The sequence below is a fragment of the Pseudomonas sp. AIG genome (assembly GCF_977020205.1).
This window is the reverse complement of the sequence record NZ_CDROCK010000006.1, coordinates 100606-116476: the sequence shown is the minus strand read 5'-3', so window position 1 is coordinate 116476 and position 15871 is coordinate 100606. Positions and strand designations below refer to the sequence as shown.

Annotated in this window: 17 protein-coding genes; 15 read left to right on the top strand and 2 right to left on the bottom strand. The window is 59.8% G+C overall.

What is annotated here, in order from left to right; genetic code table 11:
* Positions 1–192: 192 nt before the first annotated feature.
* The gene (locus ACWR1S_RS06210) at positions 193–963 is read left to right on the top strand and encodes a helix-turn-helix domain-containing protein (protein ID WP_454562843.1); all 771 of its coding nucleotides are present in this window, start codon (positions 193–195) and stop codon (positions 961–963) included.
* A gap of 112 nt (positions 964–1075) precedes the next feature.
* On the opposite strand, the gene ACWR1S_RS06205 is transcribed toward ACWR1S_RS06210, so the two are convergent.
* Together ACWR1S_RS06205 and ACWR1S_RS06200 are read right to left on the bottom strand one after the other, a co-directional pair.
* Positions 1076–1672 (bottom strand): LysE family translocator, encoded by a 597-nt coding sequence (locus ACWR1S_RS06205; RefSeq protein ID WP_454562842.1) that lies wholly within the window; start codon positions 1670–1672, stop codon positions 1076–1078.
* 55 nt (positions 1673–1727) lie between these two features.
* A complete protein-coding gene (locus tag ACWR1S_RS06200) occupies positions 1728–2564 on the bottom strand; it encodes an AraC family transcriptional regulator (protein ID WP_454562841.1) in 837 nt (278 codons plus the stop codon).
* A gap of 137 nt (positions 2565–2701) precedes the next feature.
* On the opposite strand from ACWR1S_RS06200, the gene ACWR1S_RS06195 reads away from it, so the two are divergent.
* From ACWR1S_RS06195 to ACWR1S_RS06130, 14 genes are all read left to right on the top strand, one after another.
* Positions 2702–2977, top strand: a complete 276-nt coding sequence (locus tag ACWR1S_RS06195; RefSeq protein ID WP_454562840.1) for a hypothetical protein — start codon at positions 2702–2704, stop codon at positions 2975–2977.
* A 67-nt stretch (positions 2978–3044) separates the two neighbouring features.
* Positions 3045–3968: a bifunctional helix-turn-helix transcriptional regulator/GNAT family N-acetyltransferase gene (locus ACWR1S_RS06190; RefSeq protein ID WP_454562839.1), complete on the top strand. Its 924-nt coding sequence runs from the start codon at positions 3045–3047 to the stop codon at positions 3966–3968.
* An 879-nt stretch (positions 3969–4847) separates the two neighbouring features.
* Positions 4848–5804, top strand: coding sequence for an AraC family transcriptional regulator (locus tag ACWR1S_RS06185; protein ID WP_454562838.1), 957 nt, complete (start codon positions 4848–4850; stop codon positions 5802–5804).
* 152 nt (positions 5805–5956) lie between these two features.
* Entirely contained in the window at positions 5957–7312 is a 1356-nt protein-coding gene (gene benA, locus ACWR1S_RS06180) for a benzoate 1,2-dioxygenase large subunit (protein ID WP_454562837.1), read from the top strand.
* Positions 7312–7800: a benzoate 1,2-dioxygenase small subunit gene (benB, locus tag ACWR1S_RS06175; protein WP_454562836.1), complete on the top strand. Its 489-nt coding sequence runs from the start codon at positions 7312–7314 to the stop codon at positions 7798–7800. Before benA ends, benB begins: the two co-directional genes overlap by 1 nt.
* A 20-nt stretch (positions 7801–7820) precedes the next feature.
* The gene (gene benC / locus ACWR1S_RS06170) at positions 7821–8834 is read left to right on the top strand and encodes a benzoate 1,2-dioxygenase electron transfer component BenC (protein ID WP_454562835.1); all 1014 of its coding nucleotides are present in this window, start codon (positions 7821–7823) and stop codon (positions 8832–8834) included.
* Positions 8835–8855: 21 nt separating this feature from the next.
* A complete protein-coding gene (locus tag ACWR1S_RS06165; RefSeq protein ID WP_454562834.1) occupies positions 8856–9617 on the top strand; it encodes a 1,6-dihydroxycyclohexa-2,4-diene-1-carboxylate dehydrogenase in 762 nt (253 codons plus the stop codon).
* A 22-nt stretch (positions 9618–9639) separates the two neighbouring features.
* Positions 9640–10761: a muconate cycloisomerase family protein gene (locus ACWR1S_RS06160; protein ID WP_454562833.1), complete on the top strand. Its 1122-nt coding sequence runs from the start codon at positions 9640–9642 to the stop codon at positions 10759–10761.
* Between the two features lie 15 nt (positions 10762–10776).
* Positions 10777–11067: a muconolactone Delta-isomerase gene (gene catC, locus ACWR1S_RS06155; RefSeq protein WP_105707701.1), complete on the top strand. Its 291-nt coding sequence runs from the start codon at positions 10777–10779 to the stop codon at positions 11065–11067.
* Positions 11068–11229: 162 nt separating this feature from the next.
* Positions 11230–12147, top strand: a complete 918-nt coding sequence (gene catA, locus ACWR1S_RS06150) for a catechol 1,2-dioxygenase (protein WP_454562832.1) — start codon at positions 11230–11232, stop codon at positions 12145–12147.
* A gap of 367 nt (positions 12148–12514) precedes the next feature.
* A complete protein-coding gene (locus ACWR1S_RS06145; protein WP_454562831.1) occupies positions 12515–13561 on the top strand; it encodes an isopenicillin N synthase family dioxygenase in 1047 nt (348 codons plus the stop codon).
* 27 nt (positions 13562–13588) lie between these two features.
* On the top strand, positions 13589–14398 hold the full coding sequence (locus ACWR1S_RS06140) for a MetQ/NlpA family ABC transporter substrate-binding protein (RefSeq protein ID WP_077572497.1): 810 nt from the start codon (positions 13589–13591) through the stop codon (positions 14396–14398).
* Positions 14395–15195: a methionine ABC transporter ATP-binding protein gene (locus tag ACWR1S_RS06135; RefSeq protein WP_454562830.1), complete on the top strand. Its 801-nt coding sequence runs from the start codon at positions 14395–14397 to the stop codon at positions 15193–15195. The genes ACWR1S_RS06140 and ACWR1S_RS06135 overlap by 4 nt, the downstream gene beginning before the upstream one ends.
* Positions 15192–15863, top strand: coding sequence for a methionine ABC transporter permease (locus tag ACWR1S_RS06130; RefSeq protein WP_007950374.1), 672 nt, complete (start codon positions 15192–15194; stop codon positions 15861–15863). The genes ACWR1S_RS06135 and ACWR1S_RS06130 overlap by 4 nt, the downstream gene beginning before the upstream one ends.
* The last annotated feature ends 8 nt before the right edge of the window (positions 15864–15871 follow it).

Here is a 15871-nt window from a genome sequence, read left to right as displayed (position 1 = left end):
TCACTGGGACGCCCAGACTTTGAACGTGTCGACGCTGTGGCGATTGATGTTTTGCGGCGGCTTCGATGACGAAATCAGCACAGTCGCGCTGAGTAAACGTGGCCCTCGACATGCCTTGAGCCATGCTGCAATCTGCACGCGAAGGCCGCATGGCGGGCGCTTCGTCCATCCACGTTACGAGGGGATTGTTTGATGCAGCAGGCGTTCTCGATCCTGTCTCAAGGCATTGATGGGCATCGTCCGCAGACACTTGAGGAGCTGTTGGCCGGCGCGGCGCTGCTGCTGCCGATGCTCGATGTGATCCCTAACGCGGCGATTTTCATCAAGGATGTGCAGGCCCGTTACGTGCTCGCCAACCGCACGCTGGTGCAACGCTGTGGCTTGAAGGATCTGCGTCCGCTACTTGGCAAAACCAGCGCGCAGGTGTTCCCGGCGCAACTCGGGCCGGGCTACACCGAGCAGGATCGCAAAGTGTTGGAGGAGGGCTTTGTGCTGGAGGATCAGCTTGAACTGCATCTGTACGGCAGCCGCGAACCGGGTTGGTGCCTGACGCACAAGCAGCCGCTGTACAACCGCGATGGGGTGATCATTGGCCTGGCGGGGATCTCGGTGGACCTGCAATCGGCCAGCGAAACCCATCCGGCCTTTGAACGGCTGGCGGCCGTCGATGAGCACATCCGCGCGCATTTCAATCGCCGCGTGACCCTCGGTGAACTGACGCGAATCGCCGGTATTTCAGTTGCGCAACTGGAGCGTTACTGCAAACGCGTGTTCCACCTGACGCCACGGCAGATGATCCAGAAAGTGCGCCTCGAACACGCGCACCGCTTGCTACACACCGACCTGCCGATTACCGACGTGGCGCTGCAATGCGGCTACACCGATCACAGCGCTTTTACCCGCCAGTTCAAGGCGTCGACCGGGTTTACTCCGCGCGAGTATCGGCAGGCCACCTCACCCTGATGAAATGGCACTGAGAAGCAATGTAGAAGCTGCCGAAGGCTGCGATCTTTTGATTTTGTTTTTTAAGATCAAGATCAAAAGATCGCAGCCTTGGGCAGCTCCTACGAGGGCGTTAAGCCAGGACAGTCAGCCATGCCGAGAGCAGCAGTAACAAGGCAAGCGTCGCGTTCATCCGCTTGAACGCTTTCGGCGATCCCATCAACCGCGCGCTGCCCACACCCAGTAACGCCCAGAACGTCATGCACGGCAACGACACCAACAGGAATGCCAGCGACAGCACCAGCAGTCGCAAGGTCTTGTCGCCACCGCCGACAAACACGCTGACCACCGCCACGGCCATCATCCACACCTTGGGATTGACCAGTTGCAACAGGGCCGCGCCCAGCACGCTGAAACCTTCTTCCTGCGTACCCGTCGGGTCCAGCGATGGCGGCGTGCTGCGGAAGATCTGCCACGCCAGCCAGCTCAACCAGAGCACACCGCCCCAGGCCATGGCTTGCTGCACGCGCGGGTAGCGCAGCAAGGTTTCGCCGGCCCCGAGGCCAACCACCAATACAATCAAAGCCGCCGCCGCACAGGCGCCAAAAATGATTGGAAGAGTGGCGAGCAAGCCTTGGCGCGAACTGTGGCTCAATACCAGAATATTGGTCGGCCCCGGCGTGATCGAGGCAACGAAAGCAAACAGCAGAAAGGGCAGTAATGACGCCATGATCCGGATTTCCTGAAAATGAAAACAGGCATCCATGATCACCAGTCGGCTTTCGTCAGTCTGGAAGGTTTGAGCAGCGCTTGCGGTAGTCGGCGGGGGTGAGTTGGTAAGCTCGACGAAACCAGCGGCCCAGATGACTCTGGTCAGCAAAACCGAGCACGCTGGCCACCTGCGCCGGCGTTTCACCTCGGGCCAGCAACTGCCGCGCCTTGGCCAGGCGCAACTGGATCAGATACGCGTGCGGGGCCAGGCCAAAAGCCGACTTGAAGGCGCGGCTGAGACGAAAACGATCCACTCCGCAGACCCGCGCGAGATCATCGAGACCGATATCTTCATAGGTGTGCGCGTGCAGATAATCCCGCGCCAGTTGTGCCACCAATGGCAGGCGCGGATCGAAAACCTGCCGCTTGCGCCAGTCGAGATGGCGCGTGAGCGAGCTCAGCAAACCATCGATGGCGGTCTGCCGGACGATGCGCAGATCACCGTCATGCAACGCATGGAAAGCGTGACTGATCGCTGTGGCCAGACGCGGGTCCTGGCTCAGTGTGTCGGCAAAACCGGGCTGGCTGTCGGCCGGGGCGTCTTCGAACAGCGCGTGCATTTCACGCTCCAGCCAGTGCGGATCGAGGTAGAGCATCGAATAGGTAAAACCTTCCTCGGTCGGCGCTTGCCCATCGTGGATTTCCCCCGGCTCCAGCAGGAACACGTTGCCCGGCGTACTGCGATGGCGCACACGGCGGCAATTGAATTGCTGCACTCCTTGCTCGGTAATGCCGACGAGGAAACTGTCATGCCAGTGCGGATCGTAGGCATGGCCCTCAAAGTGAGCGCGAATCGATTCAATCCCGGTGTCGACATCCTGGGACAGCTCGATCCAGTTGCGTTTATCCACGAAGGCTCCAGAGTTCGCCATTGAAAGGTGCGGCCCGATAAAATACCGCGCAATGGCCATCGACGTTTAGAAGATTTGTGCAGGTGAGGGGGCTAGACTCAGCAGGTTACGACCCCTTTGGCGACAGGTGAAATACGATGCTCAACCGATGCTCGCGTGGGGTTTTACTCACCTTGATCGCCCTCAGCCTGGCGCTGACGGCAGGCTGCTCAAGCCGCAAACACTCTCCACCCTCCGGTGTCGGGGACGCCTGCTACGCCAAAGCCTTGCCGTCGGTCGGCGAGGGCGGTCTGGCCTGGGGCTCCAGTTTGAACATGGCCCGGCAGAAATCGATGAACAACTGCATCCGCTATGCCGGTCGCTCTGGAGGCACGCCGGATACCTGTCAGGTGGTGTTGGCCAAGTGCCGATAGCTTTCTGTTGACATGGTTGCTTCAGGCAAATATATAGTTGCCTTAAGCAACTACTTGAGTATCTGCCATGTCCAGCAGCCATCTCCTCGAACAAGCCGACGTTGTGCGCGGCTTCAACCGCTTCTACACCCATCAGATCGGCGTATTGCAGGAGCATCTGCTGCAAAGCGATTACTCGCTGACCGAGTTGCGCATTTTGTATGAGCTGGCGTCGCGCGGTGACCTGACCAGCGCTGATCTGCGCCAGATGCTCGGCCTGGACGCCGGCTACATGAGCCGGATCATCAGCGGTTTCGAGAAGCGCGGCCTGATCCAGAAAGTCCCGTCGCCCACGGACGCTCGCGCTGCGCAATTACACCTCACCGACTTCGGGCGTGAAATTCTGATCCCGCTGGAAAAGGCTTCCCGCGAACAGATCGTTACCATGCTCGAGCGATTACCTGAACCGCAGCAAAAACAGCTGATTGGCGCCATGACGCTGATCCAGACACTGCTGCAAGGCAACAAGGATTCGAACTACGTGTTACGCGATCCGCAGCCCGGCGACATGGGCACGGTGATGCAACAGCAAGCGGCACTCTATACCCGCGAATACGGTTGGAATGCCGAGTTCGAGGTGCTGGTGGCCGAGGTGGTCGCCAAGTACCTGCGTGATTACGACCCCACCTGTGAGCGCTGCTGGATTGCGGAAAAGGACGGCAAGGTCATTGGCTCCGTGTTCATCGTCCGTGAGGACGCCACCACCGCAAAACTGCGCATGCTCTACGTGGACGCAAGTGCGCGGGGCTTGGGCATTGGCAGTCGTCTGGTCGAGGAGTGCCTGCGTTTCGCCCGGCAGATTGGCTACCGGAAAATGACCTTGTGGACGACCAGTAACCTGACGGCAGCGCGCAAGATTTATCAGCTGGCCGGGTTTGAGTTGGTGGAGGAAGAAGCGATTCACAGCTTTGGCAAGGATCTGGTGAGCCAGACGTGGGCGCGGGTGTTGTGATCTGTTTTTCGTCGTCGGGTACAGTGAAAAGGCAGACGAAAAAAAACCGCCTTTGCGGGGCGGTTCTTTTGTAAACCTTGGTTTGCGGCCGAGGTTTGTTGCTTCACTAGCTGCTTTAACGTTCGCTCATGGTAGGAGTCTTTGTGCCCCCTTGCAAGGTTAAAGTTCGTATGAAGCTGGTTGTTTGCGCTATTTCATTTCCAGAAAAAGCTGGCAGAAATAATGGTTAACAAAACAGGAAATTACTTTTCCTGAAAGCTTTTGAATGAAGGTTATGATGCGGGCGCTCACTTGTTCAAGCAGCGGTGAGGCCAGGCGGGTGACTCAACGGTTTCATGCCCTTTGACACGGTTTTGCACCCGTGCCGGAATGATGTTTCGGAGGGATTTCAACCGGCCGCCTCACTGGCTGCTTTAACGTGCAGGCTGAAGGCACGCATGATCCGGTAAGTCTGCTGGAGGTTTGGCCCCCAGCCCTGGAGGCCAAAACGTATGAAGCTTTTGCTGCGTACGCTGAGCCTTGTATGGAGATTGTTTAAAGCCTTTCGCTTTTACGAGTTCCTGCGAGACCACTTTGACGACCTGAAGTAACGGCCGTTGAGGTGGGAGAAGCCCGTTTCAGTTTTGACTGAAACGGGCTTTTTTTGTCTTATAAAACTGTCATAAGTAGGATTTTTCTGTATCGGGTTTTTTGGCGTGTAGGGCATTTCTTCGGCAAGTGTAGGCGTTGTTCAAACCACTCTGTAATCCGCAAAAAGCGTTCGATTATCGAGCACCCAAACCTTCGTCCAATTGCCCACCCTGGCACTCCGGCGTACTGTGGACCGTGATGCCTGAAACCCCGTGATCCCAAAATAACGACAACAACGAGCAACGCCCCATGGACAGCCATCTGCTGAGCGATCGCAGCAGCGTGTTCCGTCACGCTGACCCTTATGCCGTCTCCGACTACGTCAATCAGCACGTCGGCCAGCACTTCATCGGCCTGTCCAGGACCACCCACCCGCAAGCCAGCCTCAACCATCGCAAACTCGCCAATCTCGATCTGGCCCGCATCAGCTATGGCGGCAGTGTGCGCGTGACCTCGGTGGCGCTGGAGACCGTTTTCCACTTGCAGGTTCTGCTGCACGGCAATTGCCTGTGGCGCGGGCACAAGCGCGAGCAGCATTTGGTGCCCGGGGAGTTGCTGTTGATCAATCCAGATGATCCGGTCGATCTGACGTACTCCGACGACTGCGAGAAATTCATCCTCAAAGTGCCGGTCAGTCTGCTCGAGTCGGTGTGCGACGAGCAGCGCTGGCAGCGTCCGACAAGCGGTATCCGTTTCCTGCGCAATCACTATCGGCTCGATGAGCTGGAAGGCTTCACCAACCTGCTGGCGATGATCTGTCAGGAAGCCGAGGCCAGCGACCCGTTGCTGCGGGTGCAGGAGCATTACGCACAGATCATCGGCAGCAAACTGATCTCGCTGATGAACACCAACGTCAGCCGTGAGTGCCTGAGCGCACCGAACGTCAGCTTCGAACGCATCGTCGATTACATCGAACGCAATCTGAAACTGGATTTGCCGGCCGAACACCTGGCTGCACAGGCGAGCATCAGCCCTCGCTCGCTGTACACCTTGTTTGAACGCCAACTCGGCGTCACACCGATGCAATACATCCGTCAGCGCAAACTTGCGCGCGTCCACGCCTGCCTCAGCGACCCAAGCTGTCCGGTACGCAACCTCACCGAACTGGCGCTGGACTACGGCTTCCTGCATCTGGGCCGTTTCTCCGAAAGTTATCGCCAACAGTTCGGCGAACTGCCGTCGCAAACCTTCAAACGCCGCCACTAAAACACTGCGCTAAACCCTCTGCGAAACATGCCGAATCACCTGCCGCGCCATCCTGCACAAAACGGATAGCGATCTGCAGGATTCGGCTATTGCCCCGTGCATCGCCTCCCTAATCTGACCTGGCCTGAACAATAACAATGGAGGCCCCGGCCATGTCCCTGGGAATCGACTACCTCAATGCCATGCTTGAAGAAGACAAGGAGAAGGGCGCCTACCGCTGCAAGCGGGAGATGTTCACCGATCCGCGTCTGTTCGAACTGGAGATGGCGCACATCTTCGAAGGCAACTGGATCTACCTCGCCCACGAAAGCCAGCTCCCCAACAATAACGATTTTCTGACAACCACCATGGGCCGTCAGCCGATCTTCATCGCGCGCAACAAGGACGGTGTGCTCAACGCGTTCCTCAATGCCTGCAGCCATCGCGGCGCCATGTTGTGCCGGCACAAGTCCGGTAACCGTTCCAGCTACACCTGCCCGTTTCACGGCTGGACGTTCAACAACAGCGGCAAACTGCTCAAGGTCAAAGACCCGAGCGAAGCCGGTTACCCGCAAGGCTTCAACTGCGAAGGCTCCCATGACCTGACCAAAGTTGCGCGTTTCGAGTCCTATCGCGGCTTTCTGTTCGGCAGCCTGAATGCCGAGGTGAAATCCCTCGCGGAACATCTGGGCGAGTCCGCCAAGATCATCGACATGATCGTCGACCAGTCCCCAGAAGGTCTGGAAGTGCTGCGCGGTTCCAGCTCTTACATCTACGAAGGTAACTGGAAACTCACCGCTGAAAACGGCGCCGACGGCTACCACGTCAGCTCGGTGCACTGGAATTACGCAGCGACTCAAAATCAGCGCCAACAGCGTGAAGCGGGTGAAGCGATCAAGACCATGAGCGCGGGCAGTTGGGCGAAGAAGGGTGGCGGTTTCTACTCGTTCGATCATGGCCATCTACTGCTTTGGACTCGCTGGGCCAACCCCGAAGACCGTCCCGCCTACGAGCGTCGCGACGAACTGGCCCGGGATTTCGGTCAGGCCCGTGCCGACTGGATGATCGAAAACTCGCGCAACCTGTGCCTGTACCCGAACGTGTATCTGATGGATCAGTTCAGTTCACAGATCCGCATCGCCCGGCCGATCTCGGTCGACAAGACGGAAATCACCATCTACTGCATCGCCCCCAAAGGCGAGAGCTCCGAGGCCCGGGCCAAACGCATTCGTCAGTACGAAGACTTCTTCAACGTCAGCGGCATGGCCACGCCGGATGACCTGGAAGAATTCCGCTCGTGCCAGACCGGTTACGGCGCCGGCCGTGGCTGGAACGACATGTCCCGTGGCGCCACCCACTGGGTCGAAGGCGCCGATGCCGCGGCCGAAGAAATCGACCTCAAACCACTGCTCTCCGGCATGCGCACCGAAGACGAAGGCCTGTTCGTGCTGCAACACAAGTACTGGCAGGAAACCATGCTCAAAGCCGTAGCTGCCGAGCCACAACTGATTCCTGTGGAGGCCGTGTGATGAGCAACCTCTACGACAGCGTGCGCGACTTTCTCTACCGCGAGGCGCGCTATCTCGATGACGGTCAGTGGGATCAATGGCTGGAACTCTACGCCGCCGACGCGACTTTCTGGATGCCGGCCTGGGACGACAACGACACCCTCACCGAAGACCCGCAAAGCGAAATCTCGCTGATCTGGTACGGCAACCGTGGCGGCCTCGAAGACCGCATCTTCCGGATCAAGACCGAACGCTCCAGCGCGACCCTTCCCGACACCCGCACCTCGCACAACCTGAGCAACATCGAGATCGTCGAGCGCTGCGAAGACCAATGTCGGGTTCGTTTCAACTGGCACACCCTGAGCTTTCGCTATCAGGTCACCGACAGCTACTTCGGCAGCAGTTTCTACACCCTCGATCTGCGCGGCGAACAGCCGCTGATCAAGGCCAAGAAAGTCGTGCTGAAAAACGATTACGTCCGTCAGGTCATCGACATCTATCACATCTAGTCGGCACGGCGAGGTGCACCATGAACTTCCAGATCGCGCTTAATTTTGAAGACGGCGTCACCCGTTTCATCGAAGCCAGCGGCCATGAAACTGTTGCCGACGCGGCGTATCGCCAAGGCATCAACATCCCGCTGGACTGCCGCGATGGCGCCTGCGGCACCTGCAAATGTTTCGCCGAGGCCGGGCGTTACGAGATGGGCGACGACTTCATCGAAGACGCTTTGAGCGCCGATGAACTCGCGCAGGGTTATGTGCTGACCTGCCAGATGCGCGCCGTCAGCGATTGCGTCGTCCGCGTGCCGGCCGGCTCGCAGGTGTGCAAGACCGAACAGGCGAATTTCCACGCCTCGATCAGCGCTGTCCGGCAGTTGTCCGAGAGCACCATTGCCCTGTCAATCAAGGGCGAGGCACTGAGCAAACTGGCGTTTCTACCGGGGCAATACGTCAACCTGCAAGTGCCCGGCAGCGAGCAGACCCGCGCCTATTCCTTCAGCTCGTTGCAGAAGAACGGCGAGGTCAGCTTCCTGATCCGCAACGTGCCCGGTGGCTTGATGAGCAGTTTCCTCACCGGGCTGGCCAAGGCCGGCGACAGCATGACCCTGGCCGGGCCGTTGGGTAGTTTTTATCTGCGCGAAATCAAACGGCCGTTGTTGTTGCTCGCGGGCGGCACGGGCCTGGCACCGTTCACCGCGATGCTGGAGAAAATCGCCGAGCAGGGCAGCGATCATCCCGTGCATTTGATCTACGGCGTGACCAATGATTTCGATCTGGTCGAACTCGATCGTCTCGAAGCCTTCGCCGCCCGCATTCCCAACTTCAGTTTCGGCGCCTGTGTGGCCAACCCACAGAGTACGCACCCGCTCAAGGGCTACGTCACCCAGCACATCGAGCCGCGCCACCTCAATGAAGGCGATGTCGACGTCTACCTCTGCGGCCCGCCGCCGATGGTCGAAGCGGTCAGCCAATACATCCGCGAGCAGGGCATCACCCCGGCGAATTTCTATTACGAAAAATTTGCCGCAGCGGCTGCCTGAAACCCTTCTTTCGAGGTTGTCATGAACAACAGATTCTCCAACAAGGTCGCGCTGGTCACTGGCGCGGCGCAGGGTATCGGCCGCCGTGTGTGCGAACGCCTGTTGCGCGAAGGCGCGCAAGTGGTTGCCGTCGACCGCTCCGAGCTGGTTCACGAGCTGCAAGGCGAGGGTGTTCTCGCGTTGACCGCCGACCTTGAGCAATACGCCGATTGTGCGCGGGTCATGGCCGAAGCCATCAACACCTTCGGCCGACTCGACATCCTGATCAATAACGTCGGCGGCACGATCTGGGCCAAGCCCTTCGAGCACTACGAAGTCGAACAGATCGAGGCTGAAGTGCGCCGTTCGCTGTTCCCGACCCTGTGGTGCTGCCATGCCGCGCTGCCGTACATGCTCAAGCAAGGTCGCGGCGCCATCGTCAACGTCTCTTCGATTGCTACCCGCAGCGTCAATCGCGTGCCCTACGGCGCGGCCAAGGGCGGCATCAATGCCCTGACTGCGTGCCTGGCATTCGAGAACGCCGAGCGCGGCATTCGCGTCAATGCCACCGCACCGGGCGGCACCGAAGCGCCGCCCCGGCGCATCCCGCGCAATGCCGGCGAACCGTCGGCGCAGGAGCAGGCCTGGTATCAGGAGATCGTCGCGCAAACCCTCGACAGCAGTCTGATGAAACGCTACGGCAGCCTCGACGAACAGGTCGGCGCGATCCTCTTTCTGGCTTCCGATGACGCCTCGTACATCACCGGCGTGACCTTGCCGGTCGGTGGCGGCGATCTCGGTTGATCACTCTTCAAGGGACATTGAAATGCAGCGAATTCTGATTGAAAGCCTGTCGACGATCATCGTCGACCTGCCGACCATCCGCCCGCACAAACTGGCGATGCACACGATGCAGAAGCAGACCCTGGTGGTCCTGCGCCTACGTTGCAGCGACGGCATCGAAGGCATTGGTGAAGCCACCACCATCGGCGGTCTTGCCTACGGTTATGAAAGCCCGGAAAGCATCAAAGCCAACATCGATGCGCATCTGGCCCCGGCGCTGGTGGGCATGGAGGCCAACAACATCAACGCGGCGATGCTGCGGCTCGACAAGATTGCCAAGGGCAACACCTTTGCCAAGTCCGGTATCGAAAGCGCACTGCTTGATGCCCAGGGCAAGCGTCTGGGTTTGCCGGTCAGCGAGTTGCTTGGCGGACGCGTGCGCGACAGCCTTGAAGTGGCCTGGACCCTGGCCAGCGGGGACACTGCCCGCGACATCGCCGAAGCCGAGCAGATGCTCGAAGCACGTCGCCATCGCATCTTCAAATTGAAGATCGGCGCCAACCCGCTGGAGCAGGACCTCAAGCATGTCGTGGCGATAAAAAAAGCCTTGGGCGAGTGCGCCAGCGTGCGGGTCGACGTCAACCAGTATTGGGATGAATCCCAAGCGATTCGTGGCTGTCAGGTACTGGGTGACAACGGCATCGACCTGATTGAGCAGCCGATCTCGCGGGTCAACCGCTCCGGACAGATTCGCCTGAATCAGCGCAGCCCGGCGCCGATCATGGCCGACGAATCGATCGAAAGCGTCGAGGATGCTTTCAGCCTCGCCGCCGACGGCGCCGCCAGTGTGTTCGCCCTGAAAATCGCCAAGAACGGCGGCCCGCGTGCCGTGCTCAGAACTGCGCAGATCGCCGAGGCCGCCGGCATCGCGCTGTACGGCGGCACCATGCTCGAAGGCTCCATCGGCACGCTGGCCTCGGCGCACGCCTTTCTCACGCTCAGGCAACTGACCTGGGACACCGAACTGTTCGGCCCGTTGCTGCTGACCGAAGACATCGTCACCGAAACGCCGCAGTACCGTGATTTCCACCTGCACATCCCGCGAACTCCAGGCCTTGGCCTGACGCTGGATGAAGAGCGTCTGGCGCGTTTTCGCCGCCACTGAATCAGGAGAACCAGCATGTTGTTCCACGTAAAAATGACCGTGAAACTGCCCGTCGATATGGACCCGTCACTGGCCACCCGACTCAAGGCTGATGAGAAGGAGCTGGCGCAACGGCTGCAACGCGAAGGCGTTTGGCGGCACTTGTGGCGCATCGCCGGGCACTACGCCAATTACAGCGTCTTCGATGTGCCGAGCGTTGAGGCCCTGCACGACACGCTGATGCGCTTGCCGCTGTTTCCTTACATGGACATCGAGGTCGATGGCCTGTGCCGGCATCCGTCGTCGATCCACAGCGACGACCGCTGACCCAACCCGGTCCCTGTAGGAGTGAGCCTGCTCGCGATAGCGCTGCGTCATTCAGCATCGATGGCAACTGACAGACCGCTATCGCGAGCAGGCTCACTCCCACAAGGGATGGTATTGGAACTCAAGAACTGCGCCGAAAAACAACAAAATGAGGTAACCACCATGACCGTGAAAATTGCCCACACTGCCGAGCTGCAGGAATTCTTCAAAGAAGCCGCCGGTTTCGCCAACGACGAGGGTAACTCTCGGCTGAAAACCATCGTCCTGCGCATCTTGCAGGACAGCGCGAAAATCATCGAAGACCTCGAAATCAGTGATGACGAATTCTGGAAAGCGGTCGACTATCTCAACCGACTCGGCGCGCGTTCGGAAGCCGGACTGCTGGTCGCCGGCCTTGGCATCGAGCACTTCCTTGACCTGTTGCAGGACGCCAAGGACGCACAGATCTGCTTGACCGGCGGCACGCCGCGCACCATCGAAGGCCCGCTGTACGTGGCTGGTGCGCCGCTGTGCGAAGGCGAGTGCCGCATGGATGACGGCAGCGAGGAGGGCATCGCCACGGTGATGCTCCTCGAGGGCCTGGTGTTCGATCTTCACGGCCAGCCGCTGGCCGGTGCCACCGTTGATCTGTGGCACGCCAACACCAAGGGCACGTACTCGTTTTTCGACCCGAGCCAGTCCGAGTACAACCTGCGCCGACGCATCATCACCGACGCCGAAGGCCGTTACCGCGCTCGCAGCATCGTCCCGTCCGGCTATGGCTGCGACCCGCAAGGCCCGACCCAGGAATGCCTGAACCAGCTCGGCCGCCATGGCCAGCGCCCGGCCCATGTGCATTTCTTTATCAGCGCGCCGGGGCATCGGCATCTGACCACGCAGATCAATCTGTCGGGTGATCAATACCTGTGGGATGACTTTGCTTACGCGACCCGTGAAGGCTTGGTCGGGGAGGTGGTCTTTGGTGAGGATGCAGCGTCGGGGCGTTATGCCGAGCTGAAGTTCGACTTCCAGCTGCAACCGGCGCCGGACGCCAGTGCCGAACAACGCAGCCAACGGCCACGTGCGTTGCAGGACGCTTGATACCGAGTCGTCAGTGCCCCTCACCCTAGCCCTCTCCCAGAGGGAGAGGGGACCGACCGCGTTGTTGTTTAGCATCACGCCGACCTGAACAGTTTGTGCCGAATCCATAATCGACTCGGTCGTTCAGGTCGATGTATCGCGATAGACACCTCGGTCAGCTCCCTCTCCCTCTGGGAGTGGGCTGGGGTGAGGGGAAATCAGGCCTAAGGTAATGCGAAAAAGATATTGGCTCAGCGTTTTTAAGATCGTTTAGTTTTGTCTCAACGACGAATCAAAACGCATCAAACCGATAGACCCCCGATTGCCATGACGGCACACGCTGAATCGATCACAGGTTTTTCAGGTTTGATTCACACGGGAGTGAATCATGCCGCATACCCTCGACATCACCGCATTACCCACGCTGGACCTGTCGCAGTTCGAAGGCACAGCGCAACAGCGCTACGAATTTCTCGAAAACCTGCGCCACGCCGCCCGTGACGTCGGCTTCTTTTACCTGACCGGCCACGGTATCGACAGCGACTTGCTCAAGCAGGTGCAGGCCCACGCCCGCCAGTTTTTCGCCTTGCCCGACAGCGAGAAAACCGCCGTCGGCATGATCAACTCACCGCACTTTCGCGGCTACAACCGTGCCGCCTCGGAGATCACCCGTGGCCAGCCCGATCTGCGTGAGCAGTTCGATCTGGGTGCCGAACGCGAGGCGTTGCCATTAGACGCGGACAGCCCGTTCTGGGCGCGGCTGCAAGGTCCCAACCAATGGCCGGCGGCACTGCCGGAACTGAAACCGTTGCTGCTCGAATGGCAAGAGGCGATGACGCGGATGTCGTTGCGCCTGCTGCGCGCCTTCGCTCAGGCGTTGTCGCTGCGCGCCGATGCCTTCGATCAACTCTACGGCGACAAACCCAACGAACATATCAAGCTGATGCGCTATCCCGGCCAGTCGAACGAGTCGAGCCATCAAGGCGTCGGCGCGCACAAGGATTCCGGTTTCCTCAGCTTCCTGCTGCAAGACCAACAAGCCGGTCTGCAGGTCGAGATCGAAGAGGGCCGCTGGATCGATGCGTTGCCGCGCGAGAACACCCTGGTAGTGAACATCGGTGAACTGCTCGAACTGGCCAGCAACGGTTATCTACGGGCCACGGTGCACCGGGTCGTATCGCCGCCGGAGGGCAGTGAACGCCTTTCCGTTGCGTTCTTCCTCGGCGCGCAACTGGACGCCGTGGTGCCGCTGTATCCGCTGCCCACCGCACTGTTGCGCGAGGCGCGCGGGCCGGCGAGTGATCCGCTCAATCCGCTGTTTCGTGATGTCGGCTGGAACTACCTCAAGGGTCGTTTGCGCTCGCATCCCGACGTCGCGCAGCGCTTCTACGCCGATGCGCTGCTGCCGCCACCGCCGGTTCGTCAATCCGCCTGACTCATCACTCGCTCAAGGACTTCGCACATGATCAAGAAAGCAGGTTTGACCCTGGCCGTGCTCGGCGCGCTGGTGACGTCGTTCGGTGCGCAGGCGCTGGAGCCGTTGCGCGTCGCCGCCGACCCGGTGCCCCACGCGCAGATTCTGGCGTACATCCAGAAAATCGATCCGCAGCTGAATCTCAAAGTCATCGAGATCCCCAACGGCGTGAACTCCAACGAACTGTTGGTGCATGGGGACGTCGACGCCAATTACTTCCAGCACTTGCCGTACCTGAAATCCCAGGAAAAGGCCCTAGGCGAGAAACTCGCGGTGGCCGCCACGGTGCATATCGAACCCTTGGGCATCTACTCGCACCGCCATAAAAGCTTCGCTGATGTACCGGTAAAAGGCACCGTCGCCGTGCCCAATAACGTGACCAACCTGAGCCGCGCGCTGTACCTGTTGCAGGACAACGGCCTGATCAAACTCAAACCCGGCTTCAACGATCCGGCGGCTGATCAGGCAACGCCCAAGGACATCGCCGAGAACCCGAAACAGCTGAAGATCCTGGAAATCGAATCGCCGCAGATTCCGCGCTCGCTCGACGACGTCGATCTGGCCGTGATCAACGGCAACTACGCGCTCGACGCGGGCCTGGTGCCGGCCAAGGATGCCTTGGGCCTGGAAAAAGCCGAGCACAATCCTTACGCCAACATTCTGGTGACCACGCCCAAGCTCGAACACGACCCGCGTATCGCGCAACTGGCCAAGGACCTGACGTCGCCCGAGGTCGCCAAATACATCACCGACAACTTCGCCGGTTCGGTGATTCCAGTGGCGGGCGGCAAGCCATGATCGCCGTCGAGCAGTTGAGCAAGACGTATCCTTCGGCCGCGCAACCGGCACTCGATCAGGTCTCGCTGAGCATTCCCGACGGCGCGGTCTACGGGATTCTCGGGCGTAGCGGGGCGGGCAAGTCGACGCTGCTGCGCTGCCTCAACCTGCTCGAACGACCGGACAGCGGCCGGATCCTGATTGACGGTGTAAATCTGCTGACGCTGTCCGAAAGCGACTTGCGCAAACAACGCCAGCGCATCGGCATGATCTTTCAGGGCTTCAACCTGCTGCATTCGCGCACGGTATTCGACAACATCGCGGTGCCGCTGGAGATTGCCAATGTCGGCAAACCTTGGCGCCACGTGCGGGTTCGCGAATTGCTCGAACTGGTCGGTTTGAGTGACAAGGCGCAGGCCTTTCCCTCGCAATTGTCCGGCGGCCAGAAACAGCGCGTCGGGATTGCCCGTGCCCTGGCCGCAGAGCCGGCGTACCTGCTCTCGGACGAAGCCACCAGTGCACTCGACCCGGAAACCACCGAATCAATCCTGCAATTGCTGCGCGACATCAATCGGCAACTGGGCGTGACCATCGTGCTGATCACCCATGAGCTGGAGGTGGTCAAGTCGATCTGCGACCACGCCGCATTCATGGCCAACGGGCGTCTGGTCGAAGCCGGGCCGGTGCCAAGACTGCTGGCCGATGCGCAATCGCAACTCGGCGCTTCGCTGCGGCCGACCTGCGGCTTGCCACTGGGTCACGATGCGCCGGGCCTGAGTTTTCTCAAGCAATACGGCGTACGGGCGGCGCACTCATGAACCGCACGGTCAATTGGGATGAAATCCTGCAACTGGTGTTCAACGCCACCGGTGAAACCTTGTACATGGTTCTGCTCGCAGGGCTGTTCACGCTGCTGATCGGTTTGCCGCTGGGCGTGTTGCTGTTTATCAGTCGCCGCGACGGACTGCTGCCGATGCCACGTTTGAATGCCGTGCTGGGTGGCGTGGTCAACCTCGGCCGTTCACTGCCATTCGTGGTGATGCTGATCGCCCTGATCCCACTGACTCGGCTGGTGGTCGGCACGACGCTGGGCAGCACCGCTGCCGTGGTACCGATCACCATCGGCGCATTTCCGTTTTTCGCCCGCATCGTTGAAAACGCCCTGGACGAAGTCGACAAGGGCCGCATTGAAGCGATCCTCGCCATGGGCGGCGACATCGGTCATGTGATCTTCAAAGTGCTGTTGCCCGAAGCGTTGCCGGCGTTGCTGGCCGGGATCACCTTGACGCTGGTGATGCTGATCGGGTTTTCCTCGATGGCCGGGGTCATCGGTGGCGGCGGGCTCGGTGATCTGGCGATCCGTTACGGCTATCAGCGGTTCAACAATGAAGTGATGGTTGCCACGGTGGTGGTGTTGGTGATCCTCGTTCAGGGCGTGCAAAGCCTGGGCGATCGATTGGTTCGTTCGCTGGCGCATCGCCGCTAAGGAATTGT